Annotated in this window: 19 protein-coding genes; 2 read left to right on the top strand and 17 right to left on the bottom strand. The window is 55.1% G+C overall.

Annotation, left to right across the window (positions count from 1 at the left end; genetic code table 11):
* Positions 1–191: 191 nt before the first annotated feature.
* The 9 genes from HYD27_RS07140 to HYD27_RS07100 all read right to left on the bottom strand — a co-directional run bounded on the left by HYD27_RS07140 (position 192) and on the right by HYD27_RS07100 (position 10,662).
* Positions 192–1,382 (bottom strand): anhydro-N-acetylmuramic acid kinase, encoded by a 1,191-nt coding sequence (locus tag HYD27_RS07140; RefSeq protein WP_219212987.1) that lies wholly within the window; start codon positions 1,380–1,382, stop codon positions 192–194.
* Complete coding sequence (nagZ, locus tag HYD27_RS07135; RefSeq protein ID WP_219212986.1) at positions 1,379–3,280, bottom strand: beta-N-acetylhexosaminidase; 1,902 nt, start codon at positions 3,278–3,280, stop codon at positions 1,379–1,381. Before nagZ ends, HYD27_RS07140 begins: the two co-directional genes overlap by 4 nt.
* A gap of 135 nt (positions 3,281–3,415) precedes the next feature.
* Positions 3,416–4,663, bottom strand: coding sequence for an exo-beta-N-acetylmuramidase NamZ family protein (locus HYD27_RS07130; RefSeq protein ID WP_219212985.1), 1,248 nt, complete (start codon positions 4,661–4,663; stop codon positions 3,416–3,418).
* Positions 4,660–5,361, bottom strand: coding sequence for a hypothetical protein (locus HYD27_RS07125; protein ID WP_219212983.1), 702 nt, complete (start codon positions 5,359–5,361; stop codon positions 4,660–4,662). Before HYD27_RS07125 ends, HYD27_RS07130 begins: the two co-directional genes overlap by 4 nt.
* A 36-nt stretch (positions 5,362–5,397) precedes the next feature.
* Positions 5,398–6,504, bottom strand: coding sequence for an ABC transporter ATP-binding protein (locus HYD27_RS07120; protein ID WP_219212981.1), 1,107 nt, complete (start codon positions 6,502–6,504; stop codon positions 5,398–5,400).
* Positions 6,505–6,537: 33 nt separating this feature from the next.
* Positions 6,538–7,371 (bottom strand): carbohydrate ABC transporter permease, encoded by an 834-nt coding sequence (locus tag HYD27_RS07115; RefSeq protein WP_219212978.1) that lies wholly within the window; start codon positions 7,369–7,371, stop codon positions 6,538–6,540.
* A gap of 21 nt (positions 7,372–7,392) precedes the next feature.
* The gene (locus HYD27_RS07110) at positions 7,393–8,304 is read right to left on the bottom strand and encodes a carbohydrate ABC transporter permease (RefSeq protein ID WP_219212976.1); all 912 of its coding nucleotides are present in this window, start codon (positions 8,302–8,304) and stop codon (positions 7,393–7,395) included.
* A gap of 136 nt (positions 8,305–8,440) precedes the next feature.
* On the bottom strand, positions 8,441–9,793 hold the full coding sequence (locus HYD27_RS07105) for an ABC transporter substrate-binding protein (RefSeq protein ID WP_219212974.1): 1,353 nt from the start codon (positions 9,791–9,793) through the stop codon (positions 8,441–8,443).
* A gap of 26 nt (positions 9,794–9,819) precedes the next feature.
* Positions 9,820–10,662: a MurR/RpiR family transcriptional regulator gene (locus tag HYD27_RS07100; protein ID WP_219212972.1), complete on the bottom strand. Its 843-nt coding sequence runs from the start codon at positions 10,660–10,662 to the stop codon at positions 9,820–9,822.
* A gap of 230 nt (positions 10,663–10,892) precedes the next feature.
* Here HYD27_RS07100 and HYD27_RS07095 point away from each other — a divergent pair, with 230 nt between their 5' ends.
* Positions 10,893–11,840: an N-acetylglucosamine kinase gene (locus HYD27_RS07095; RefSeq protein WP_219212970.1), complete on the top strand. Its 948-nt coding sequence runs from the start codon at positions 10,893–10,895 to the stop codon at positions 11,838–11,840.
* A gap of 49 nt (positions 11,841–11,889) precedes the next feature.
* On the top strand, positions 11,890–12,786 hold the full coding sequence (gene murQ, locus HYD27_RS07090; protein ID WP_219212968.1) for an N-acetylmuramic acid 6-phosphate etherase: 897 nt from the start codon (positions 11,890–11,892) through the stop codon (positions 12,784–12,786).
* 180 nt (positions 12,787–12,966) lie between these two features.
* On the opposite strand, the gene HYD27_RS07085 is transcribed toward murQ, so the two are convergent.
* From HYD27_RS07085 to HYD27_RS07050, 8 genes are all read right to left on the bottom strand, one after another.
* Positions 12,967–14,640, bottom strand: a complete 1,674-nt coding sequence (locus HYD27_RS07085) for an MGH1-like glycoside hydrolase domain-containing protein (RefSeq protein WP_219212966.1) — start codon at positions 14,638–14,640, stop codon at positions 12,967–12,969.
* Complete coding sequence (locus HYD27_RS07080) at positions 14,616–16,178, bottom strand: glycoside hydrolase family 43 protein (protein ID WP_309242027.1); 1,563 nt, start codon at positions 16,176–16,178, stop codon at positions 14,616–14,618. The genes HYD27_RS07085 and HYD27_RS07080 overlap by 25 nt, the downstream gene beginning before the upstream one ends.
* Positions 16,165–17,046 (bottom strand): carbohydrate ABC transporter permease, encoded by an 882-nt coding sequence (locus HYD27_RS07075; protein WP_219212964.1) that lies wholly within the window; start codon positions 17,044–17,046, stop codon positions 16,165–16,167. The genes HYD27_RS07080 and HYD27_RS07075 overlap by 14 nt, the downstream gene beginning before the upstream one ends.
* 14 nt (positions 17,047–17,060) lie before the next feature.
* Complete coding sequence (locus HYD27_RS07070) at positions 17,061–17,954, bottom strand: ABC transporter permease (protein WP_219212962.1); 894 nt, start codon at positions 17,952–17,954, stop codon at positions 17,061–17,063.
* A gap of 90 nt (positions 17,955–18,044) precedes the next feature.
* On the bottom strand, positions 18,045–19,706 hold the full coding sequence (locus HYD27_RS07065) for an extracellular solute-binding protein (RefSeq protein WP_219212961.1): 1,662 nt from the start codon (positions 19,704–19,706) through the stop codon (positions 18,045–18,047).
* 107 nt (positions 19,707–19,813) lie between these two features.
* Positions 19,814–21,478, bottom strand: a complete 1,665-nt coding sequence (locus HYD27_RS07060; protein WP_219212959.1) for a response regulator — start codon at positions 21,476–21,478, stop codon at positions 19,814–19,816.
* Positions 21,471–23,213 (bottom strand): sensor histidine kinase, encoded by a 1,743-nt coding sequence (locus tag HYD27_RS07055; RefSeq protein ID WP_219212957.1) that lies wholly within the window; start codon positions 23,211–23,213, stop codon positions 21,471–21,473. Before HYD27_RS07055 ends, HYD27_RS07060 begins: the two co-directional genes overlap by 8 nt.
* A 1,338-nt stretch (positions 23,214–24,551) precedes the next feature.
* A complete protein-coding gene (locus HYD27_RS07050; protein ID WP_219212954.1) occupies positions 24,552–26,432 on the bottom strand; it encodes a FapA family protein in 1,881 nt (626 codons plus the stop codon).
* Positions 26,433–26,508: the final 76 nt, after the last annotated feature.

The following is a 26,508-nucleotide window of genomic DNA, read 5'->3' as shown; positions in this document are numbered from 1 at the left end:
CGTTTGAGCCTGAACATCTCAATTCTATCGGAATGGTCTTGGTGGTCAAACCCTCGTTCCCTCCACCCGCATAGCGGGTGGTTTTTTGTTTCGCGCGTTTCACGCACTCAACTGGCTAAAGCCAGAACTAGAAACAGATGCCCAGGCCCGGGCATCTGTTGTGTTTTTGGACTGAAATAAGCCGCAAGCACCTAAGGAAAGGCCAGCTTGCCCATAATGGTCGGGCGTTCCGCCCCTGTGGCGGACGGGAGATTGTTCGCCGCTCCGTGCATGAAATCATTACCCAGTAGAGCGAAGATAATCGCTTCCTTCGCATCATCGCTATAGCCGAGCCCGCCCGAGGTCAGCACCTGCTGATCCGGCAGCATTGCTTGCAGCATATCCAGCAGCGCAGCATTATGCGCGCCGCCTCCGCTGACAATAACCTCGTCTATCCGGCACAGCGGGAACACATACCGGTTGTAGCCTTCCGCTATCGTCCGCGCGGTAAAGGCCGTAGCTGTCGCTACGATGTCCGCATCGGCCAAGCCCCGCTTTCCCGCCTTGGCGGCAAATTCCTCGGCGTAAGCTTTGCCGAACACCTCACGGCCTGTGGACTTCGGAGGCTGCAGTTCGAAGTATGGATGCTGCAGCATTTCCTCGACAAGTATCCAGTCAACGGCTCCCTGCATCGCCCAAGCTCCGCCGTCATCGTAAGAGCGCTCTCCGCCGCTCAGCAGATATACGACCTGATCGATGACCATATTGCCGGGGCCGGTATCGAAGGCAAACACATCTTCCGGCCCCGCCGCAGGCGGCAGCGCCGTACAGTTGCCGATCCCCCCAATGTTCTGCAGCAGTCTCCCCTTGCCGGGATCGCGGTACAGAATCAGGTCTCCGTAAGGAGCCAGCGGCGCCCCCTGCCCTCCCACTGCCATATCTGCCGGACGGAAATCCCCGACAACCACGCGCCCGGTCCGCTTCGCCAGCACGGACAAATCGCCGAGCTGCAGTGTGGATCTGGCAAGATAGGGATCATGAACATCCGGCTGAGGGATATGCCAGACTGTCTGCCCATGCGAACTGATCAGGTCAATCTCCTGCATCTCCATTCCGGCACTGCGAACGGCCTCAATGACTGCCTCGGCGAAGCGTTCCGCCAGATATACGTTCATCCCGCATACCAGATCCACCGACGAATGCTGTACCGTGCACAGCTCCTTAAGCCGCTCCCTGAGTTCATCATCATAAGCGGTGCTGTAATAATGCAGCAGTTTCACCTCCGCCTGCAGTCCGCTTCCTTCTATAGAAACTATTGCGGCATCAATGCCGTCCAGCGAAGTGCCGGACATCAGTCCGACAACCACAGAACTGCGCTTGTTGCTCCAGAGCGGACCAATCATAACGTCATCCCCCAGCCGGCTGGATATTCCTCGCCAAGCGACACGGGCAATTTGCCCTTGAACGGAATTTGCCCAAGCAGAGCTTTGGCCGCGCTCTCCAGCGCAAGCGGGCGGCTCTCATAAGCAGCGGCGTATGCCTGTACATCCGGCATAACCAGCAGATCATATGGATTACGCAGAGCCACAACCACCAGCGGCTTCCCAAGGGCAAGCAGAGACTCCACCAGTTCAATCTGCCCGCCATGAAACTGGGCATTGTACGTGCCGACTGCAATCTGTCCGACTCCTTCTGCCCGGGCTTCCTCCAGCAGCTCTGCCGCATAGGCCCCGATTTCAGCAGCAGGAACCACACGGTCAATGCTGTCCAGCCCGTGTCTTGCGAGCATGGCACCCAGCCCGGGGGCTGCGGCAAACGATTCATCCGCCAGCGTTGCCACTACGGGGGCTGCCGTAATTACCAGCGTCCTTACCGACTTCTTCAACGGAAGGATAGATCCGTTATTGCGCACCAGGGTTATACTGCCTTCGCTGATACGCCGTGCCACCCCAAGATGCGCCGCAGATCCAAGCGCATCAAGCCTCCCGCCAAACACCGGGTAGCCTGAAGCCGAAGGACCCACTCCTGTCGCTTCAGCACTTGTTGCACCGGCAGCAACTCCCGCACCTTCATCTTCCCCTGCACTAGCAGCAACTCCAGTACTGTCTCCGGTTACAATACCGGCAATGACTCCTGCAGCCGGTTCATCCGCAGCAGTATCACCGCTGGTGGAATTGATGGCCGTTCGAATGAAGCCACCAGCATTATCATCCCTGCTCGCAGCCTCCGGCCCTGCGGCAATCACTCCCCGCTTCACCTTCAGCGCCAGCAGCCGCCGGACGGATTCATCAATACGCGCTTCACTGATGCGGCCGGCCTCCACTGCGCTGCGGATCGCCTCAACCGCAGCGAGCTGGCGGTCGGCACGGTGGCTCACCAGAACGATATCCGCGCCCGCTTCAACAGCCAGCACCGATGCCTCCACCGTTCCGTAATGCTCAGCAATAGCGTTCATCTCCATGCAATCGGTCATGATGATTCCCTGATAACCCAGCTCTTCGCGCAGCAGTCCGGTCAGCACCGTCTTCGACAGGGTAACCGGCAGCTTCCCGCGCTCAAGCGCCGGAAAGTAAATATGCGCCGACATCATGGCGTCTACTCCCTCGGCTATAGCTCTGCGGAACGGAACCAGCTCCACCTCATCCATCCGCTCCCGGCTATGGCGGATCGTCGGAAGATCGAGATGGGAGTCGACGTTAGTGTCGCCATGACCCGGAAAATGCTTCGCGGTAGCGGCAACGCCCGCCTCCTGAAACCCGCGGATCACCGCCGCGCCGTAATCGGCTGCCCCCTCCGGCGACTCTCCGAAGGAACGCACCCCAATCACAGGGTTCTGCGGGTTGTTGTTGATATCCAGCACAGGGGCATAGTTCAAATTAATGCCAAGCGCGGCCAGTTCGCGTCCGCTGATGAGCGCCGCCTCATAGGCGTCCTCCAGTGATCCGGCAGCGAATATGGCCATCCCGCCAGGCATAAGGGCTATGCCTTCCGTAATCCGGGCAACCATCCCCCCTTCCTGGTCAATGGAAACCCATAGGGGAGCCTTGCCCCCTTCCGCTGCCGCTTTCTGCAGATCCGCAGTCAGCAAGGCAAGCTGCTCCGGGGACTCCACATTGCGGGCAAAATAAATCACGCCGCCGATCCCCCTGTCCGCCACAAGCCTATGCACTTCATCCGTGACAGCGGTTCCTTCAAAGCCGCACATCAGCATCTGGCCGATTTTGTCGTTCAGACTCATTGCGGCAACCGCCGCATCAAGTACGGATTCCCGCCTTGCCACTTCGCTCCAAAAGATTGCCATCACTGCGCCCCCTTAATTCAGTTTGTCTAAAAGTGTGGTGATTTTGTCGTTTCCTACGGCAGGTTAGGGGTTTCCATCCGCCGTTTCAGGCTTGATAAATCCGCTGTATTTGCGCGTCTGTCCAAATGTCGCGGGCTAGGAATACAAAAGATAAGGCCGGCGCATCGCCAGCCACCTCGCGCTGTCAAGGCGCCATTCCTCAGCGATTTCCCGCAAGCCTTCCACTGTGCCGATGAGGCGGCGGACCTTCTCTCCGCCAGTAAGCAAATCAATGAAATATCTCGTCCTGCCCTCCGGGGGAGCCAGCCACTCAAACTGCCCGGGATACAGCGCGCTTACCTCATGCAGCAGAGTAAGTCCTGTACGGACCGGCTCATACCTCTGCGGGTCCGTCACGAATAGGCGCACCCCGCCGCATAGCTCGCCCTGATGCTTCGAGAACGCCGGAGCTGCATACTGGGGATGAAAATGCACACCCGGAAGCCCATGCTTCCGCACCGCTTCAGCAAGGCGGTCAACCTCCAGCCAAGGTGCTCCAAGCCACTGGAACGGGATCGTCGTCCCGCGCCCTTCGGACAGATTGGTCCCTTCAAAAAAACAAGTGCCGCCATATACCCGCACCGTCTCCAGAGTCGGTATGTTGGGCGAAGGCAGCATCCAGGGCAGACCCGTATCGGTAAATTCCATCTCCCGGCTCCAGCCCGCAAGCGGAACCACATCCAGGTCACAGTGAAGTGCCTTTCTGTCATTAGCCATCCGCGCAAATTCGCCGACCGTCATTCCGGTACGGATTGGCATCTGCCAGGCACCGACCATGGACTGATACCCTTCCTGCAAAATCCCGCCTTCACAGCCAGCGCCGCCAAGCGGAGCAGGACGGTCCAGCACCAGCAGGCTTTTGCCATTCTCCGCACAGGCTTCCATGACATACATAAGTGTCGATAGATAAGTATAAAAGCGTATCCCCAAATCCTGAATATCAAAAACAATTGTGTCCAAATCAGCCAGCATATCAGAATCCGGCTTTTTATGCTCTCCGTACAGACTATAGACGGGAATGCCCAGCACAGGGTCGATTTCATCCCCGAACCTTACTCCCGCCTGATGCTGGCCGTATATACCGTGTTCACAGGCAAAAAGAGCGGTAAGCCTGGAGACGGCAAGCCCGCGGCAAACCTCCACGGTAGAACGGAAGTCCGCCGTGATTCCCGTCGGGTTGGTCACCAGCCCGATCCGCCGCCCCTCCAGCAGGGGATGGGAAAGACCTGCGGCAAGCCGGTCCGCTCCGCTGCGGACAGCCCCCTTAACCGGAGCCGCGCTTCCGGGTATACACTGCCCGTCCCCGGAACTCCGGTCTGCTCCGCCGCCTGCCCTCCCGGTCATATCAGCCTGCCTTCCGCATAGGCCGGGCTCGTCTCGGGAACGCCCTCAGCTTCGGCAGCCTCATCCGGATGAAGCACATTATTGGCCGACTTATGCAGATAGACCGCAAGCAGGCCATTGAACAGCGCGGCAAACCCCACCACTGTAACCAGGAGCATTACACCCACTACCAGCGCTTGAAAGAAGGCTCCGATGGTATAGGCAGGATAGCGGAGAAAGAGCTTGACGCTCTCCCCCATGGCCTTGAAGATGCCCAGCTTGTTCTGCAGCACCAGCTGCAGCGTATAGAATTGGGAGACAAAAGCCATAGCCACAAAATACGTCTGGAAAATGGCTATCGTCCAATTCACCGCTCCGTCCCGGCCGCCGTAGAACCACCAGGTGGACCCTAAAATAAGGACGAGCAGGGAGCAGAACAGGCCGGACACTACGGCCGGGACAAAGCCCTTGCGGGCTCCCGCCAGCATTTCCCGGACCGACAGCTTCTTTCCTTCCGTTCTGCGGTGGTACGCATAGAATGCCCCAAAAAACAAAGGCATATATAGAAGCGGAATAAGGATAAACGACAGCGCCAATGGCGTAAAAATCACCACCGGCACCAGCATGGCCGAGCTGGCCAGACTAAGCAGCGTTAGTGGTACAATCTCCCGGAATGACTCCGCTCCCGTACTGACCAATACCTGATTCAGTTTCCGCATGACTGGTCTCCCCTTCTTTGATTTAATCCGTTATTTTTACCAGACGATTCTCTCTTCCGTCGCCGGATCGAAATAACGCGCCTTGCTCAGATCGAAGATAAACTGCTTATCGAGATTGCTGTACGCCTTGGTCTCCGGATGGACCTTTGCGGTAACGGTTCTGCCGCCTATTTTAAAATAGACCAGGTTCTCCGAGCCCAGATGCTCGACAACCTTGATATGCGCCTGCATCCGGTGCTCCGCCGACACACCCGGCGCGAAGTCTTCGCCATAGATATGCTCCGGACGGACGCCAAGGATAATCCCGCGGCCATTGTAGCTCCGCAGACCCTCCGCCGCTTCACGGGAGAGGACAAACTCGGCACCGTCAATCACGATGCGGTCCCGGTCCACCCGGGCATCGATGAAATTCATCGCCGGGGAGCCGATAAAGCCGGCCACGAACATATTCCGGGGATTGGCATACAGCTCTGCCGGAGAAGCCACCTGCTGGATGACCCCTTTATTCATGACCACAATCCGTTCGCCGAGGGTCATCGCCTCCACCTGGTCATGGGTAACATAGACAATGGTGGCGCCGAGGCGCTTGTGCAGCTCACCCAGCTCCACCCGCATTTGAATGCGGAGCTTGGCGTCCAGATTAGACAGCGGCTCGTCGAAGAGGAATACCTGCGGATCCCGCACAATCGCCCGGCCGAGTGCCACCCGCTGGCGCTGGCCCCCGGACAGCTCGCGCGGCTTGCGCTCCAGCATGTCCTCAAGTCCGAGAATCGCCGCGGCCTCCTGGACCTTTTGTTCAATATAAGCCTTCGGCTTCTTCAGATTCTTCAGGCCAAAGGATAAATTCTCGCGGATTGTCATATGCGGATACAGCGCGTAATCCTGAAACACCATTGCGATATCACGGTCCTTGGGATGAAGATTGTTGACGATGCGTTCGCCGATCACAATATCGCCGCTGGTCTGCTGCTCCAGCCCTGCGATCATCCGCAGCGAGGTGGTTTTGCCGCAGCCCGAGGGTCCGACGAACACAACGAATTCTTTATCATTAATCACAAAATCCGAACCCGCCACCGCCGTAAAGGTCTGCTTGTTCTGATCGTCAAATTGCTTGCGCACATTGCGGAATTCAACTCGTGCCATTGCGCTTCCCCTCCATTTCATTTGAATATTGACTCAGCCTTTGACGGCTCCGATGGTAATGCCTTGCAGGAAGTACCGCTGCAGGGAGAAGAACAGAATCAGCATCGGCAGAGCCCCCACGCTCGCCCCCGCCATGATCGCTCCGAAATCTGTCGATTCCGCAAATACGAAGGAGGCCAGCCCGACCTGAATGGTCCGCATTTCCGTCGAGTTGGTAATCAGAAACGGCCAGAAGAATTCGTTCCAGGAAGCAACAAAAGTGAAGATTGCCAGAACGGCAAGCCCCGGCTTCGCCAGCGGAAGAATGACCTTCCGGAAGATCCCGAATTCGCTGCAGGCATCAATCCGCGCCGCATGTATCAGCGAGGTCGGAAGCGAAGACATGTATTGCTTCATTAAAAAGATGTTGCCGACCGTAATGGCCGTAGGCAGAATAATCGCGGTATAGCTGTCGCCGAGATTGAACACATTGACAATCAGAATATAGAGCGGAATCAGCGTGACCTGGGCCGGGATCATCATCGTGCTGAGCAGCACCCAGAAAATCGCATTGCTTCCGGGAAATTTCAATTTCGCAAATGCATAGCCCGCAAGGGAAGCAAAAAAGACATTGGTAACCGTCAGCACCGAGGAAATGAACAGAGAGTTGAGCAGCCAGCGCCAGGCCGCGGTTTTGGCAAAAAAGCGTTCATACGGCGCAAGCGAGAAGGCCTCCGGAAGCATGCTGGGACGGAAGCTGGCAGTTGCCGCCGAGTCCTGCACAGAGCCGACTAGCATCCAGTACAGCGGAATAATCGTGACAATGCTCCACACAATAAGGCACGCGGCCGCGATCAGCAGAAAAATGGTCTTGGATCTGGTTTTCATAACAGGTTCGCTCCTTCCGCCCTAATACTCGACGTCACTCGAGAAGTATTTAAATTGAATGACAGAGACCAGGATAATCAGAAAGGCCAGCACGAACGACTGCGCGGAAGCCAGCCCGAATTCATAGAACTGGAACGCCGTCTGGTAGATCAGATAAGCAATGGTCGTTGTGGCAAAGTTAGGTCCGCCCTGGGTCATCATATATACGGAGATAAACACCTGGAAGGATGTAATGACTCCCGTTACAAGCAGATACAGCGTGGTCGGCTTCAGCAAAGGCCAGGTGATGCGGGTGAACTTGGTCCAGCCGCTGGCATGGTCAATGTCGGCCGCCTCATACAGCGATTTCGGAACCCCGCCCATCGAGGCCAGATACAGAATGATTCCCGCTCCGTGCGAGCCCAGCCAGTTCATGAGAATCAGCGAGAACAATGCGGTTTTGGACTGGCCCAGCCAGATTACCGGGTCCAGTCCAAACCATTCCAGGAACCGGTTCAGCAGCCCGACATTGGTCGGATCAAAAATCGCCAGCCACACGATGGAAATCGTTACGCCTGAAGCGACTGCCGGCAGATACAGGGTGGCCTTGAAGAAGGTCTGCCATCTGGTCTTCATTTGATAGATCAGGTAAGACAGCACAAAGGTGATGATGATATTGACGGGGACCGTGCAGACCGTAAAAATAACGGTATTGCGCATCGATTTCCAGAAGGTATCATCCTGAAGCAGACGTTCATAATTGTCGAAGCCAATCCAGGCGGAATCCATAATATTGTATTGCTGGAAGCTCATGATCAAAGCCGACACGACCGGATACAGCGTAAACACCAGAAACAGCAGGACCGGCGCCAGGATAAACAGGTAGGCCCAGCCGTATTCACGCCATACTCTGCCGGCGGAACGGCGCACCCGCTTTGGCGCGATTGTTGTCATCCCTTTTCCCTCCTCCATATTGGCGGGGGCGCCCCGCCGCATTCCGAAGGACGCCCCCGCTGCAAGTCTAGTACGCCTGCAAACTTTATATTGCGGATCAATCAGCCGCGTTATGATTAGTTTTATTGAGTGCGAACTAATTGCCCAGCATTTGGCTCCCTTTACTCTTGAAATCCTCTGCGATGGCTTCCGGCGTTTTCTCTCCCGAATACAGCGCCTGCATGTTCGGGGTCACCACTTGTTCTTTAAATTGCTTCATCTTGGCGGCAATGGCGGTATCCAGCTTCAAGGTAACCGGCACTGCCATATTCTTGGCCATAATTTCCGATGCCTGGATGGTTTCTTCCGTGCCCAGCGCTTTGCCTGCGAATTCTTCTGCCTGGGACTCGCGTACGAACGGCAGCACCAGCTCATTGGAGGAATTGCCGGCTTTGGCGCCGCTCAGGTAATCCAGCACCAGGAAGGTATTCTTGGCGTGCTGCTCGCCTTTATCGTTCTTCTGTTTAAAAGCGATATAGCCTTCCGCACCCATAGTAGTTTTTGCCGGAGCATCATCATTATGCGGAACCGGAAGCAGAACAAAGTCGATTTTCTCGCCCTTTACAGTACCGGCGTCAATTTCCTTGTTGCGGTTCTGGATCATCACATCGTAATAAGGAATGGCTTTGGAGATTATGGCCGCTTGTCCGGCATAGAACATATCGGAGCGTTTGGCCGGAGCAATCGCCGCAGTCTCTTTGGGCAGATAGCCTTTATCCAGCAGGCCTTTGATGAAGCCCAGCGTACCGAGGATACGGTCGTCGTTCCACTGGAAAGCACCCGATTCGTCCAGAACATCCGGCATATTATTATTGCGGGACAGCATTTCAATGAAGTCAAGCGATGTTCCGTCGGTTACCAGCGGATATTGCGTGGAGCCGTCGGCAAGCGTCTTGGTCAGCTTGGCCGCCGCCGCTTCGAATTCGGACCAGGTCCAGCCGTTCTTCTGAATGGCAGCCCAGTCAATGCCCGCTTCTTCAAGGATGCGCTTGTTCCCGCCCCAGCCCCATTGGAACTGATACAGCGGAAGACCATACTGTTTGCCGCCGATTTGTGCAAGCTCCAGTGTTCCCGGCAGGTAGTCATTCTTGATCTCATCGGTCATGTACGGGTCCAGCGCAAGTGCTAGCCCGGTGTTGACATAGGTTCCATCCACACTGTGGAAATACAGGTCAGGCGGACTGCCGGCGTTCAGGGCGACATCGAATTTCTTCGGGCCTTCCGCCCACGACAGCACCTCCGTCTTCACGGTGATGTTCGGATGTTCTTTCTGGAAATCGGCAACCAGCCCTTTAAGCTCGTCCTCATAGGTGCCGTGAACCGGATAAGTCCAGACGGTAATGGTGTCCTTGGCATCGGGGCTGTCCGCCGCCTCTTTGCCGCCTGAATTGCCGCATGCGCTAATCAGCATCATAACCAGAACCATACTTATGCATAAACTTTTCTTCATTATCCTGTCTCCCCTTTATTCTCCGGCTACAGCCGCTTGATATGTTGTCTGCTTCTCTCCAGATAAGTAACGGACTGCTCATAATTCCGGCTTGCGACGGCAAGATATAAAATATCAATCAAATTAAGCTGGGTTATCCGGGAAGCCATCGCTCCGCTGCGGATTTCATTTTCAGTGGCGGAGGTGCATAACGGAATGTCTGCGCTCTTGCTCAGAGTGGAGCTGCCGTACTTGGCGATGCTGATCACGGTGCCGCCATTCTCCTTGACAATGGAAGCGGCCCGGATGACTTCCTTGGTCTCCCCCGAGTAGGAGATGCATACAGCCACATCTTCCTCCGTAGCGGTTATCGCGCTCGTGAGCTGGACATGCGGGTCGGCAAAGGAAAAGCTGGTCTTGTTGATCCGCAGAAATTTCTGCTGGGCATCCATGGCAATCAGATTGGAAGCGCCCACGCCGAAGAAATAGATTCGCTTGGAGCAGTCAATGGCCTCCACAGCCCGTTCCACCATGGCTTCATCCAGAATCGTCAGCGTGTCCCGGATCGATTGAATGTTGTTATTGGATACATTCTGCATGATCGCCGCAACGGTATCATTCGGGCGGATTTCCTGATAGCCGATAATTGCCGGATCTCTGCCCTGCAAATCGCCGGCCACCTTGATCTTCAGGTCCTGGTAGCCTTTAAAACCAATCGTCTTGCACAGCCTTACGATCGCCGCCTGGCTGGACCCGCTCTTCGCGGCCAGGTCCGCGATAGAAAGATGAATCATCTCATCCGGATTCTGCAGGATATATGCAGCAATCTTCTGTTCAGAGGGACTTAATGCGTCATGCATTTCCCTAAGCCGAATTAATCCGCCGTTCATTGAATCCAAGCACCCCCCATATAATCGCCAACCCGAAACTTCCCAATCCGCAAATTGATGTTAGATAAAATGACTTGATCCGTTTGATATTCTCCCAAGTCGGTTTGGAATGAATTCATTATATGAGCTGTGAAATAAAATTTCAACAACTTTTTTATTTTTGAAATTTTGTTTTACTTTATCGGGGGATTCTCATATAATTAGAAAAAAATCAAAGTGGTGAGTGATCGATGAAAGTGTACTTAGGCCTTGATGGTGGCGGCACAAAGACCGATGCTGCCGCTTTGGATGAGGCGGGGGAACTGCTTGCGCGTTATACCGGCGGCCCCTCCAACCCTCATAGCGTCTCCTGGGATACAGCGCTTACAGAAGTCATGTCAGCTATTGACGGATTGCTGGAGCGAATAAGGGAAGCTGCTGCGGACATCGTCTCAATCTGTCTCGCGGTGTCAGGTTTTTCGACAATGGAGGAGCAAGCTATCCTTAAGGATGCTGTTCAACAGCATTTATTGAAGCGAAGCCTGCCCATTCCGGTGTTCATTCAATCCGAAGGACAAATCTCATTGATGGCTGCACTGGGCAGCAGCTTCGGAACGCTGGTGATCTCGGGAACAGGCTCGATTTGCTACGGCTACAGCCCGGATGGCTCCTGCCACCGCACGGGCGGATGGGGACATATTCTGGGCGATGAAGGCAGCGGCTACCGGATTGGTCTCCGTGCGCTTCAATCGGTTATGCGCAGCTATGATGCTGTTCTGCCCGCTACCGCAATGACCGGTATGATTATGGAAGAATACCATTTACAGCGCATCAGTGATTTGAAGGAATATATTTATCATTCTTCCGCCGCCAAATCACAGATCGCTGCATTCTCCAAGCTCTGCATACAGGCCGCAGAAGCTGGAGACGGCGCCGCGGCCGTTATCCTCACAGAAGAAGCGGAGGCTCTCGGCGGGACGGCGGCTGCGCTTCTGCGGCGGAATCCGGAGCTTACGCGCCTTCCCGTAGTGCTCTGCGGTTCGGTGTTCCGGCACTCTCCAGTCTTTCGCGGGCTGTTCTGCGAGAGACTGCAGCAATCCGGCGGGAAACTTGCGATTGTGGACGGGAGCCTCGGAGCCCCGCCATCCGCCGGAGCGGCGCAGCTCGCCCGCAGGCTGGTTGGCGGGCAAGCCGGATAATGGAAAGAATCTCACAGACAACAATAGACAGGCAGGAGGACAAAGCCTCATGAACTATATTTTAGCCAATCTGGTGACAGAGCAGCCCAATGATAAAACAACTGAAATCGATCACCTCAGCTCTGCTGAAATCATACAGCTGATCAACAATGAAGACCGGCTGGTCGCCGAGTGTGTTCAAGCCCTTATCCCGCAGATTGCGGAAGCAGCCGAATACATCATCCATGCCTTTCAGAAGGGCGGCAGGCTGTTCTATATCGGGGCAGGAACCAGCGGGAGAATCGGCATTCTGGATGCTTCAGAGTGCCCGCCCACTTACGGAACCGATCCCTCCATGGTGCAGGGACTCATTGCAGGCGGCTTCCGGGCAGTGAAGGACCCGGTGGAAGGCGCGGAAGACAGCGAGGAGCTTGGAGCAAAGGATATCGATGACAATGCCGTCAGTGCGAACGATGTAGTGGTCGGAATTGCCGCCAGCGGACGCACCCCTTATGTGCTGGGCGCGATGAAGCGCGCCGGGGAGCTGGGGGCTATCGTCATCGGACTGTGCAATAACACTGGCACACCGATGGCCGGGCTGGGCAGACTGACGATTGAGGCCGTGGTAGGACCGGAGGTTGTCATGGGTTCTACCCGGATGAAATCCGGCACAGCCCAGAAAATGATCCTGAACATGCTGACGACAACCGCCATGATCAGGACCGGCAAGGTCTACCGCAATCTGATGGTCGATCTGAACCCCTCCAATGAGAAGCTGGTCTACAGGGCGAAACGCATCATTAAGCTGGCGACGGGCGCTCCTGACGGGCAGATTGAAACAGCCTACCGCGAGGCAGAAGGACATGTGAAAACAGCAATTATAATGATATTGGCCGGGTTGGATGCCGCCGCGGCACGGCAAAGGCTGCTGGATGCGGACGGCTTCGTGCGCGGGGCGCTGCAGTAGGCGTACCTTCTTCCAATCCGTGTGCCTGCGGAAAATTTGATTGAGGTCTTCACGCTGTCCGCCGGGCTTCTCTCTGGCTGGCGGACTCCGTCTTTGCGGGGCGGCAATAAGAACCGGCCTGCAACCAAAGAACCCGGCTCCCCTTGAAGCGGGGCCGGGTTCTTCGGGCGTGCAGCCCGGTTAGTGGTTGACGGCATACGCGGGCCGGGCCTCATAGCTTGGAGCAACAACCCCGATGTCCAGGCCCTTTTCAAAACCTCCGTCCTTGAATACAAGCTGTTCGTTTCCCTTAACAGTTACGGGATACGTTCTCCCTTTCCACTCCACCAGGCCTTCCGCAGGCTGTGCCGTCATGCCCACCAGCCCTTTAAGCTGCCCGCTGCGGTCTGTCAGCGCCCTTGTCCCGTAAGGAAATGCGAGATGAAGCAGGCCGTTTCTGTATAACCTGGCACTTGCCCGGGTATTCACCAGCTCATAGACATCATCTCCGACCGTGCGGGAATACGCAGTCTCCTGCGCAATCTCCTCCCCGTGATCCAGCGGATACGGCACTAGCCCGGTGAACCACAGCTCGCCTTCCGGAGCGGGCAGAATGCCGCAGGCCCGCTCCACGAAATCCAGCACACACAGAATGGCCGGGGAATACGTGTCTGTATAGCCCTCCGCTCCGGTCCACGGGCTGAGCGTCTGGGAGAAGCGCTGCATTCTTGCTGCCGCATTCAGAACCGGCGTGATGATCCACATCAGCTCCACAACCCGGCCGTGGGCCTCGAACGCATGCGGTGTACGGATGAGGGTCAGGAAGTTCGTGGTCCCCGCCCAGCTGTTATAGGCCGATGATGGGTCAAAACGCGGGTCATCCAGCGCAATGGAGGTCAACGGATATTTGGCGAAGAACTTGGCCGTATTGAGCAGATAGCGCTGCAATGCCTGATCGAACAGGGGGCGGTCGCCTACCCCGCAGGCCAGCACGCGCAGAAGCACATCCGATTGGACCCGGACAAAGCGGTCATTGCGGTCCAGATCGTAGAAGAAGCCGTCATTTTCGTCATAGCAGTATTGAAACAGGCTGGCCAGGCTTTGTGCCGCTTTGCGCTCCCAACCGGAGGCGTCCTCTCCCAGGATGTCCGCCATGCGGGCCAAATATTTGCGCTGGCAGTACACATTCGCCGTGAGATCCGGCGCCAGCAGCGGCAGGACCGGCGACTCCGGGCTGAAACGGCGCGGGTCCTCCAAATGCGGGGTATCCGGTATATGCCAGAACCGCGGGGACAAATCATGGCCGGTATCGAAGGTGCAAAAGGCTTCCACGCAGCCTGAACCGCGGGTGTTGCGGTACAGCTCCAGCCAGCTGTCAAATCCGGCCATTGCCTGATACATTTCCCGCAGAAACTCCTGATCGCGCCCGTTCAGCGCATAATGGTTCCACACGCTTCTGGCGAGCGGAGTGACCATTTGGATTTGTCTGTATGCCGGTCCCTGGCCGGTAACCTTGTACGGCATCAGGCCGTCCTCCCGCTGGTGCACAGCGAACAGGCGAAATGTGGCCTCTGCAACATCCGGCATATAGCGGGACAGCAGTTCAGCGTTGATTGTTCCCGTACTCTCCAGCCAGGTGCCGCGGTATTCGCCTCCTTCATGGAGCACCGGAGCGCCTTCATGGACCGGAACGATGCAGTCCAGCAGCTTGCGGACCGCGCTGTAATAGACCTGCTCCAGGCCGCCCGGCGTGGAGACGAACTTCACTCCGGAGTTCAGCCATTGCTTCAGCACCTGTTCATCGGACGGTTTCTTCAGATCTCCGATGACAGCAGCCGTATCCAGGCTTCTCAGCCGTTCGAGCAGTTCTTCCATGCTTGTGTTCCTCCTCTCTGCACGTTGTAATGAAACCAGTGGAAATCAGTGCTGCCGCCTGTTTCTCCGCCGGTATAGCTGAACAGTGCCAGACGCGCTCCCTTCCAGAAGCCTGCAGCCATGCGGCAGGGACCGCCCAGCGGCTGCCAGTCCCCGCCCAGGCTGTAGAAGAAGCGCGTCTCCCCGTCCAGATCGATGCGGCTGCCGAGTAAGAGCGTCCCGCCTGCAAGCTTAGGCCCGTGGAATACGGTCCCGCCTGTAACGGCACGCAGATAAACGCCGCCGTCCGGCTCCGCAGCGGCCCCGATCCAGTTCTCCTCACGGGCGCACAAAAAGGCAAGTCCGGCTCTCTGGCCGCTTCTCATGCCGCCGATGGACATCCTGGTGCTGACCAGCCCCCGGAGTCCGATGAGCTTTTGGGTCAGCGTGTTCCGCGCTGCGGGCAGATCCGGGGCCGCTTGAGCCGCAAGCCGCAAGCCGTTCCCTGTCAGCGACCAGTTCCTGTCGGCGGGGTTATGGTTCCATTGCCACTGAAGGCCAAGCTCCGGCCCGGTAAAGTCATCCGATGTGGCGGGCAGCAGCGGCGGGTGGCTCCCGGTTACCGCCGGTTTGGCATAGACACTGACCGGCTCTCCATGTACGCCGATTACCGGCCAGTCTTCCTCCCAGCGCACCGGCTGGAGATGGCAGACCCGGCCCAAAGCGCCGGCGCTTTGGAAATGCAGAAACCAGGTTTCCCCGTCTTCCAGCTCCACCAGCGCTCCCTGATGCGGGCCGTTCACCGCTGTAGCCCCTTGGCGGAGCACTACCTTCCGCTCGAACGGGCCATACAGGCTGCGGGAGCGCAGCACAGTCTGCCAGCCCGTCTCCACTCCGCCTTCGGGAATAACGAAGTAGTAATAGCCGTTCCTTTTATAGATTTTTGTGCCTTCGGCAATTTTGCCTACATATATAACGCTTCCGGCATCCAGCAGCTGTCTGCCGTCGGCACTCATGCGGTGCAGGATAATCGGGCCGGCCCCCACAGTGCTGTGCCCGAGATAAGCCTGGCCATCCTCATCCCAGAAGGGGCAAGGGTCCTCCCAGCCGCTGACCCGGGCCACTTCATGCAGCGGCTCCCAGGGTCCGGCCGGATCAGCGGCGGAGCTCATGTACAGCCCTTCGTCCGGCGTGCAGAAGTAGACATAGCAGCGGCCGCCATGATAACGGAGCGCCGGCGCCCAGCTTCCTTTGGCATAGGCGCGCATTTCGTCATAGGCCGGATCGATGTCCAGCCGCTCGTATACTTTTCCAATCAGACGCCAGTTCACCAGATCCTTCGAATGGAACACCTGCATGCCCATAAAATGAAAATCCGAGCACACCATATAGAAATCCTCCCCCACCCGAATGGCATCCGGATCGGATACATCCGCATTCAGCACGGGGTTGCGATAATAGCCGTTGCCTAAATCTCCCCAGGCGGGCAGTACAGCCAAGTTATGCGGCAGGCTCAGCCTGTTGTCTTCCTGCGGGTCTGGGCGTTTATCCTTTGACACTGCCCATCACCAGCCCCTTCATGAAATACTTTTGCAGGAACGGATATACAAGGAGGATTGGAAATGCCGCCAGGAACACTTGGGCCGCCTTGAAGGTTCTGTCCGAGATTGCCGACATATCCAGCAGATCATTGGCAGTGGCTGTGCTCGGATCTACATTGATAATGATCGTCTGCAGATAGCTCTGCAGCGGGTAATTGGAGGTGGAGTTCATGTAGATCAGTCCGTCGAACCAGGAATTCCAGTGAAAAACAACGATGAACAAGGTAATGGTCGCCACAGACGGCTTGGATAAAGGCAGATAGATGCTCCAGAGCGTCCGCCAGTGGCCGGCACCGTCGATATTGGCCGCCTCTTCAATTTCCTTCGGCAGCTCGCGGAAGAAATTCATCAGCAGAATCACATTGAACACCGAGACGGCAGTCGGCAGCACCAAGGCCCAGAGCGAATCCAGCAGGCCTACGGACTTGATCGTCATGTAGGTCGGAATCAGGCCGCCGTGGAACAGCATCGTGACAATGAAGAACCAGGCATAGACATTGCGCGAGCGCAGCGTCTGCTTCTCCTTGGACAGCGGATAGGCAATCAGGATGCTCACCGTCATGCTGATGGCATAGCCCAGGGCAACCCTCTGGAGCGATACAAGAAAGCCGTCGAGGAACTCATGCTTCGTCAAGGCGAATTTATAGGAGGCTATGGTGAAATCCACCGGCCACAGCTTCACATAGCCCGCCGCCGCCGCACTGCTGGAGCTGAAGGAAATCGCCAGCACGTTGATCAGCGGCAGAATGCAGGCAATGGCGGTAAGGCTTAGGACAATGTAGTTTATGAGCAGAAATGCTTTTCTGCTGGCAGTTGGTTTGTGCACGTTCTCTCCTCCTCTTAAAAAATCCGGTAGCCTGCGTACCGGTTGGCCAGCCTGTTGGAGATCACAATCAGGATCAGCGAAATCACCGATTTGAACAGTCCGACTGCCGTGGCAACCCCGTACTGCGCTTCCACCAGACCCAGCCTGTAGACAAAGGTGTCAATAATATCGCCGGTGCTGTACACCATCGGGCTGTAAAGATTGAAGACCTGCTCGAAGCCCGCGTTCAGCACATTCCCGAGGCTCAGCACCGTCATCAGCGTAATAATCGGCAGCATGCCCGGCAGGGTCACATTCAGCATTTGCTTCCAGCGGTTCGCCCCGTCCACGGTTGCCGCTTCATACAGGCTCTGGTCAATCCCCGTCAGGGCGGCCAGATAGACAATCGTGCCATAACCGAACCCTTTCCAGGTATCTGTCAGGACAAGCGTATAGGGAAACCATTTGTCACTGCCGAGAAAAAAAATCGGCTTCACCCCGAACCAGCCCAGGAACTGGTTCACAATGCCGCTGGAAGGAGAGAGGATATCGATCAGAATTCCGCCCAGAATGACCCATGACAGAAAATAAGGAAAATAGATGGTCGTTTGAATCGTGCGCTTGAACCAGGCACCGGCGACCTCATTGAGCAAAAGAGCGAATATAATCGGAATTACAAGGCCCGCCGCAATCTTCAGCACGGCAATAAAAATCGTATTCCACAGCACACTGGTGAAGTTCGGCATGTCCAGCATGTAGCGGAAGTTATCCAGCCCGACCCACTTGGAATGGAAGATTCCCTTGGAAGGGGCAAATTTCTGAAAGGCAATCACAATCCCCATAATCGGGATATAGCTGAACACCAGCGTCAGAATCACCCCGGGGAGCAGCATCAAATGCAGCGGCAAGGTCTTCAGTTTAGTTCCCATACCCGTTTCCAAAACCTCCACTTCTGCGCACCCGTTTTCAATCCGGGGAAAGGCGGCCCTTCCCCCTTGCAGGATTGAACCCGGGATTGCTTATTTATTTTTTTCTGCCCATTCATTGACTTCCTTGGTGATTTGATCGCCCCCGAGCTTCTTCCAGTCCTCCACGAACTTATCAAAGGTATCAATGGACTGGCCCATCACAATCTTCGTGAACACTTCCTCCTCCATCTTCTGGAGCGTGGCGTTCTTCTCGACCATCGCAGCTGTAGGCGAGCCGTAAAAGGCGTCGAAAATATAGTTGTCATCATTTACATACTTGTCAATCACATCAAAGCTGCTCGGCGTGCCGAATACGCGCTCCGTTCCCCAATTTGATCTGTCCCCGCCGCGGTAAGCCACGATCCGGTCATAGTACCCCTTCTCCTCGGCGGACAGACCGGATGGATCATTGGCTTCAAGTGCTTTAATCGCGTTGTTATGCGCATTCAAATTCTTCTTAGCCGGATCAGCGGCGATGAAGTTGTACAGGTAGACCGGTATATTGTTTTCGCTGATGCCGAATTCCGAATTGGCCTCCGCATTCTCATCATAGCCCTGCATGCCGAAGTTCAGCAGCTTGAAGATCGCTTCCGGATGCTTGCTCTCCTTGCTGACCCCATAATACGTGGTGATTGGCATAATTCCGACCGGCGTTGCCGGCTCCCCGTCCACAGACACCAGCGGCAGCGCTTTCCATTCGGCGTTCGGATCATTGTCCACATTCTTCTGGATAACCGAAAGCGGTGCGGACATCGAGCCATAGAACAGCCCTGCCTTGCCTGCGGCTACCGACTCCGTTACCTTGGCCCGGTCCTTGACGCCAAATTCCTGATCAAGCATGCCCGCCGCATACATATCCTGAAGCTGCTTCAGCGCGGTTTTGACCTCCGGCTGAGTGCTGCCGTATACGAGCTGGCCGGAAGCGTCCTTCACCCATTTGCCCGGATAGACATGATACCCGGCGAAATAGCCGGAAGTGCCGAAATGCGAGTCGGTTAAAAAGGTCTTGGTAAGCGCCAGCCCGAAGGTGTCCGCTTTGCCGTTGCCGTCCGGGTCATTCTTGGTGAAGGCCTCTGCAACCGCAACCGCCTCCTGCATGGTCTCCGGTTCGCTAAGCCCCAGCATGTCCAGCCAGTCGGTGCGCACATACAGGATTGGAAGTCCGTCTACAGCAGAGGAAGTGCGCGGCAGCGCCATCAGCCTTCCGCCGATCCTGGCCGTATTGAAGCTGGCTTCATCCTGCAGCATAATTTTCTTGGACAATGGCGAGGCGTATTTCTCGAACAGGTCGGTCAGATCGTACAGCATATCATTCTCGGCCAGATCGGTAAGCTGCTTGTTCTTCAGCCACATGATATCCGGCAAATCCCCGGATGCGATTGAAACGTTCATTTTCTGGTCGAACTGTTCAATCGGCACCGTCCAGTCGTATTTGAGATTGATGCCCAGATCGCTGGCATAGGTGCGGGTGTAGATATTGTCTTCTATGGTATCGCCGTTCTCATATTTGTAGGTGGATTCCGTATATCTCCAGGCCGAGATGTCGACAGGCGGATCATATTTGGCATTGATATCAATGACAGTGCTCTCTCCGTTTGCTCCCTTGCCGTCTGTTGCCGCTGAATTGCCGCCGCCGTTGCCGCATGCGGACAGCATCAGCATTCCCGCCGCGCCAAGCAGCGCCAAGCTCTGAATTCTATGATTTGTCTTCATTTGAACCTCCCTAATGGATATGCTGCTACCTGGGCCCCCGGTAATTCAATGATAGTTCTGTTACCGCTTTCATTCAATATTCATCTCTTTACATTTGAATCTCCTGTTTACCTGCTAAGCACAAGGGAACGGTATTCCTGGGGGGTCATATTCATACTCTTGCGGAAGGAGCGGGTGAAGTTCGTGGCCGTCCCATAGCCGACAAGCTCTGCCACCTCCTGAATTTTGATGTCCGGATTACCGAGCAGCTGCTTCGCTTTGCCCATCCGCGCACCGGTGATATATTCAGATAGATTGATCTCGGTCACCTGCTTGAACAGCCGCGAAAGATACGAAGGATTGAAGTAGACAAGCTCTGCCAGGCGGACCAGCGAGGTTTCATCCGGGTCATGCAGATGCTCCAGTATATGCTTCTGGATAATCGTGACCACCGCCTTCGCCCTCCGGGCTTCCTCCTGGCTCTGGAGGCTGAACAGCAGCTCGCCTACCTGAATCAGATACCCGAAGGCTTCCTGCCAGGAGGGGTGCTCGCCGGGCTGCATGAGCTTGTGCAGGCCCGCCTTGGCTGCGGCGGTATCCACCAGATTCCAGCGGTTCATATAGGTCAGAAAGACCAGTCCAATCGCATAATAGACCTCCATGGCCGGTGTGTAGTGCATGCTGTCTACAGCTGCAAAGGCGGAGGCGCACTCCTGCAGAGTTTTCCCGAATTCCTCGCGCTGCCCGTGCTCCAGCTGGTCGCCGAGCAGCTCCAGCCGGGAATGGCGGAGAGAAATTCTTCTGGTTCCCGGTTTCTCCGCCTGCAGCATCTCCTGCCGGATCAGCTGCTTGTCCAGCAGCAGCATGCCGCTGCCTTGCCCAATCCGGTAGTTCATCATCATTTCCAGTACAGAGAACCGCCCCGCAGCCTGTTCCCAGCTGACCGGACTGTCGTCCAGCACGAAGGACAGCACCTCGCCCACCGATTCCCGGCAGGCCAGCTGAATCAGCTCAAGATTGCCCTTGATATAGGTCAGGAGCTTGCCCCATTCCTCTTCCGCAGCCTGTCCCGGCAAAGGCTGGATGAACCAGATGAGGTCGGACTGCTCATTCACTGTCTCCACAGAGACGGCATGTACGGAAATGTATTGCCTTGCAATCAGCTTGATCCGGTACAGCTGGCTGGTGCGGTAGGCATACATGGACTTATTCTGAAAGCTGTTGACCCTGCCCAGCAGGATCAGCACGGATTTATCCGAGCGCAGCGGGATACCCAGCTCGTCCAGCTGCTTCTGGTTGATTTCCCGGATATTCAGCTGCTCGTTCAGGAGGCCTTTGATATAATCGTTCTGCCTTAACTCCCGGGTGGTGTCCAGCTGTTCCTGGGCCTGCTTCAGGAGCGTTTCCGCCTTCATCTCCGTTTCAATCTCCCTGACGGACTGCTCCACAAGCTGGATAACCTTCCCATAGCCTTCGGTTTTCAGCAGATAGCTGACGCCGTCATATTGAATGGCAGAGTAGATATAAGAGAACTCGTTATGGCCTGTCAGAAAAATAACCTTGCAGGTCGGCCATCTCTCCCTGATCCTGTCCAGCAGCTGCAAGCCGCTGATGCCCGGCATCCGTATATCCGTAAGGACAATGTCAAAGCGTGTCCGGTCGAACAGACGGACCGCCTCTTCCCCCGAATAGGCTTTATACACATCAAGCTCCAGCTCCGGGAGCCCCTGCAGAACCTCATGCAGCCCGTCGGCAATGATCATTTCATCGTCTACCACCAGTAGTCTAAACATATAATGCCTCCTTATCTGCGTTCAAAATTCGGATTGTTGCCTTCAGCCCGCCAAGTTCGCTACGCTCCAGGAACAGCCCGCTTTCCCCGCCGAATTTCAGCCTGATCCGCAGGTGGATATTCAAAAGTCCGGTGGTTTCCACGTCGTTGCCCGACAGGGAACGGTTAAGGCCCGCTAATTGCTCCCCAGTTAATTCTTTGCCGTTGTCTTCGACAATCATGAGCAGCTCATCGGCCGTATGCCGAAAATAAACCCGCAGAATTCCGTTCGCCGCTCTCTGCTCCAATCCATGGTTGAACGCGTTTTCAATAATGGGCTGCAAAATCAGCCTCGGCACCGGAAGCTGCCCCGCCTGATCCGGAAGCTCGCCGAATTCAACCCGGTTGCGGCCATAAAACCGCGTGCTCTGAATATCCGTATACACCTTCGCATGCCTCACTTCCTCGGCCAGAGGCACTTCCTCGGCATGACTGCGGGTAATAAATTGAAAGTAGACTCCCAGCTGATTGGTGAACTGCTCCAGATTCTCGTTGTCTCCCAGCCGGGCCATCGTGTTAAGTATAAAAAAGCTGTTGTACAAAAAATGGGGGTTAATCTGGGATTGCAGCTGCTTCAGCTCGGCCCGGTGGGTCAGAATCTGCTGCTTGTAGACCTGGTCGACCAGGGACTCCAGATTCCCCAGCATACTGTTGAAGCGGGCGTAAATATACCGGAACTCATCGTCGACACCATGCGCGATCCGGACCGAGAAGTCCTCATGCTCCACCCTTCGGAACGCTTTGACCAGCTTGAACAACGGTTTGTGGATGTATTTGTAAGCGTAAAGGGAATAGACCACAATAATCAGCACGGACACAGCCGCCAGCATCACAAACCAGCTCTTGAATTTCTCCAGGGGCCTGAAGACACCGCTGACCGGAACATACTTGCTCAGCACCGAATCAAAAAACGGGGAATAGGAATACACCGCCAGATAACGGGTATTTTTGAAATCAATCGTCCTGGTCCTGTTGCTGTCCGGATGGTTTGACAGCAAGTCCGCAATTACGGGATCGGAGCTGATTTCGCCGCTTGTCGCAATGCTGTACTCCGGATTGCTCAGAATGAGCAGCTCATCGGAAGCATTGACCATCTTCGACAGATTTTCTTTCAGTTTATTTTTGGAGAATTCCACAGTCAGCATAAACAGCGGCTTTCTCACGCTGCCCGGCGAAGTCGTGGGATAGGCTGCGCTCAGGTATAGCACGCCGCCGCTATCCCGCAGCTGGGAGCCGTGGGAAGCCTGGGCATCCCTCAGCGCATTGTATTCCTCCTGGCTGAGCGCGGCCACGGTCAATGCGGAGACCGTTTTTTGGATCGAAGGAATGTAAGCGTACACATCAACAATGTAAGTGCTGCTGTTCCGGATCGCATTCAGCCGCTGCTGCAGCTGCAGGATGCTCTCCATCCGTTCAATATTGTTCATGGACTCGGGAATGGAGCCGAGCGCATTCAGGTTGTCATCGGTCAGGCAATCATACTGCAGAAGCTGGATTCGGCGGAATTCCTGCTCCAGATTGCCGAAATACTGCGACACCTGTGAGCTCATGGACCTCGATATCTCCTGCTTGAGCGTATGCACCCCCCAGTTGTAGATGATCATGCTGAGGATGAACAGCGGCAGCAGAATACAAATAAACGAAAATATCAGCCGGCGCAGCACATTTTTTCTCCATGGAAACTTGTGTATATTCATTTTGCCCCCCTACCCGGTTGCTGTTTGGTTCACTTTGAGTTTTAGCACACCCAACCTGCAGATGGCAATGCAAAATTCATCGGCCCGGGAGAGCCGCTCCTCCCCAGCTCCCCTGGCTAATCCCCACTACCCTTTTTCGCTTGCATTAGCGGGAAAAAGGATCCCTAATCGATCCGTTTCTCCCTTGCAGAGGAATACGCCTACATTAAGATGAACTGGAAACACATTAATCAAAAGGGCAGCCATTTTAGTGGTAAAAAGGATAACTAATCCACCGCCTTCGGAGACTGGATCATCCCTAGTGGGAAAAAGTACAACTAATCCGGCTGAAATCAGCCGTATGGATAGAGTGGGCCTCTATTAAGTGTACAAAATCCCACTAAAGCCCGTTGAAGCCAGAATTCCAGCCCATTAGTGTTACTTTTTCCACTTCGCTTCCGTTCCCTATGAACCTCCTTGCGTTCCATCAGCTTGTTCAGGTTCGCCGGTTTCATTCCTATACATTAAGAACCTATCCCAAAATAAGTTATCGGGAATGAACGGATTGTACGCTTCTCCAAATGATCTGTGCGCAGGTGAAATGAAGCAAGGCTTCATAGTTCCATGCCGGCAGCTCCCTTCCCAACACTTACTTCCACACTCATTCGCTTACTCTTTCTCACTGTGTGAGATTATTCGCAAGATTACTGCCGCGGGCACCGAAATAACGGCAGAAATGCCGTTGTTAAGGCGGAGCTGGCCAACTCTTATCACCTCTTACTACAGAGCCACCTCCCGCTTATACAGCGGAGCGGACGGTCGGACCCGCGGAACAGCGGCAGCGGCCGCCTGGGTCTCCGGATTTTCATCGCTAAGAGACTGCGACGAAATAAAGTACCGCTACATTGTTGACAAAACTCCCAAAACCGTGGAGGTTTTGTCAACAAAAGCGGCTGCTCATTTCCTCGCAGCTCCTAAGGGGAATGAAATAAATCTGGAGAGCACAGCGACCCGGACAACGCTCCGTTCGCGAAGCGTCTACTCCAAAAGCCTGCGTATATCTTACGCAAGCAGAAACGGCTACGCCGTCCTTATAAGGACGGTATCCGTTTCGGCGGGAAAGATCAGGCTAATTTTTAACGTGAATCATATAAAAATTTCTTATCTTTTCAAAATAACCCAGAAAAGTGGGGCCTTGGCTTCGATGATGACTCAGGTACTTTGCGGGGACCCCGAAACATATAAATTCTTATCTTTCAAAAAAACCGCTCATGGACAGATCGGAGACACGGCCCAGTCTACCCGAAAAGAGCGGTTATATATATTCAATATCCCGAGGGACAGGCCGGCCTGTCTCACTTATGCCCCGTTTCCATAACCGGGCTTAAAGCTCCGGATCGAGTCGGAATCGAAGACGGTGTTCTCTACCGGCTCCGTTATGTCAGCGGTCACACGGTCGATGGTAATCCGGCCCAGATACATTTTGCGCACAGCAATGCTCTGCTTCGCCTTAAGGTAAGACTGCGCTCCGCTCTCACCGCCGACATAACAGGCCGAAATGCTGCCGCCCGCCTCCAGCTTGGAGCCGCGGCAGACCGAAAAGCTTTTTAGAAACGAAATATTTCCCGAGGAAAGCAGCTCGCTCTGAATAATCCCGTCTCTGTGGATCAGAATATCGCCGTTTGATTTGATAGTGCTGCTCTGGCATTTGCCAATGTTGACCTCCACCTTGGACTCCTGCATCCGTGCTACACCCGAGTGCAGCTCTTCGAGCATCCCTATCACTCCGCTCATTAAATCGTCTGTCAGGAAATCCACCAGCTGCACCGGCTTCAGGAACATATTCAGGAAATGCAGCGTCTGCTCCAAGTCCTGATGATAGCTGGACTTCACGGTGGTCAGCACTGACAGCAGCTCTTTGATAAGCTGGGGGAACTTCTGGAATTTACTCTCCAGCAGCAGCAGCACGGCTTGTCCGTATTTCACGCTTTGCCTGCGGCTCTCCACAGCCTGGGTCAGCATACGGACCGCTTTTTGCAGAATTCTGCCCTCATTAATCAGCAGCTTGGAGCAGTTGTAGATCCGGTTATACATTACGCCAAAGTAACCCGAGTAGAGGTTGCTGTTGACCACATTTCCTTTGACCAGAATACTGCCGGTAGCCGTAATTGTAGAATTATAGATGCCGCCCGCCACATACACATTGCCCAGCGACTCAACGATCATATTATCTTCCACATTCCCGCGGATCACTACATCACCCGAAAAGACAATGTTGCCTAATTGGATATCCACATTGCCGGGAACGATGTAGGAGGTGCAGATGTCAAAGCTTTTGATTTTGTCCCCCGTAACCCTTGGCCTTCCTTCCCGCAGCGCCCGGACCTCGTTATTAACCAGCAGCACGGTGTTGTTCCTCGCGAGCACAATGATGTCGTTCGGCGATGGCGGGTAGAGAATTTCTCCGTATACATCATAGCCGGGAATACCTTCAACAATTGGTGTTTTGCGGGCGATAACCTCTCCCCGGGTTGCCGATGGAATGTGGAGATGGCTGCGGTAATCCACATGGCCTTCTATTTCATTGAATTCATTCTCAATCGTTTCGGAGAAAAACAAATCCAGATGCGCGTTCTCCCCGGGGACTGCGGCTCTGCCTACGGCTGCGGGAATGGGCTGGTAGGTCGGATTCTGCAGCTCTCCGTGTATGCCGGAAATATTCAGATTCTGAATGATTCCCCGCTGCTCGAAATCGGCAACAATCTGCTTCAGGCCCAGCTGTCCGGTCACCGTCTCCACGTCGATCGAAGCATCCACTTCCAGCATATTGGTCGAGTATTTATCGTTCAGCGTCCAGAGAAAGCTTTTGGGGGAATATAAGGTAAAAAAAGCCATCAGCCGGTCCTCTGAAACTGTAATCGCATACAGTGGAGCCTCCGACAGCTCCCAATCAATAACATCCTGTGAGGTAACAGGCGTCGGCTCTGTAACCGCTCGGCCATTAACCAGGAGGACCACCGGGCGGACTGCCGAAATCACTGCCGGCGATCCCCCGGGAAGCGGGTCCTGAACAAATATTTTGCCTGCCCGCACGAGCAGCCGCCCGCCAAGATCATTGTCGGGGTATCCGTCATCCAAAAAAGCTTCTCCCGCCACAAACTCCTCTCCGTTATCATTCAGTGTAAGCTCCAGCATGTTGATCAGCTTGCTTAGCTCCTGCTCGGACATACGGTTGGGCATCTTGCGCACCTCCTGATTAGGGCTGCTGTTGAACAAGATTAAGTTTGGAATTGTTTTCATTTTAGTATTATTAAGA

Origin of the sequence: Paenibacillus sp. S150, from assembly GCF_019352175.1 — a bacterium.
In the GTDB taxonomy this organism is placed as follows: domain Bacteria; phylum Bacillota; class Bacilli; order Paenibacillales; family Paenibacillaceae; genus Paenibacillus_AQ.
Note: the sequence above shows the minus strand (reverse complement) of the source record. Positions and strands in the feature narration are given on the sequence as shown.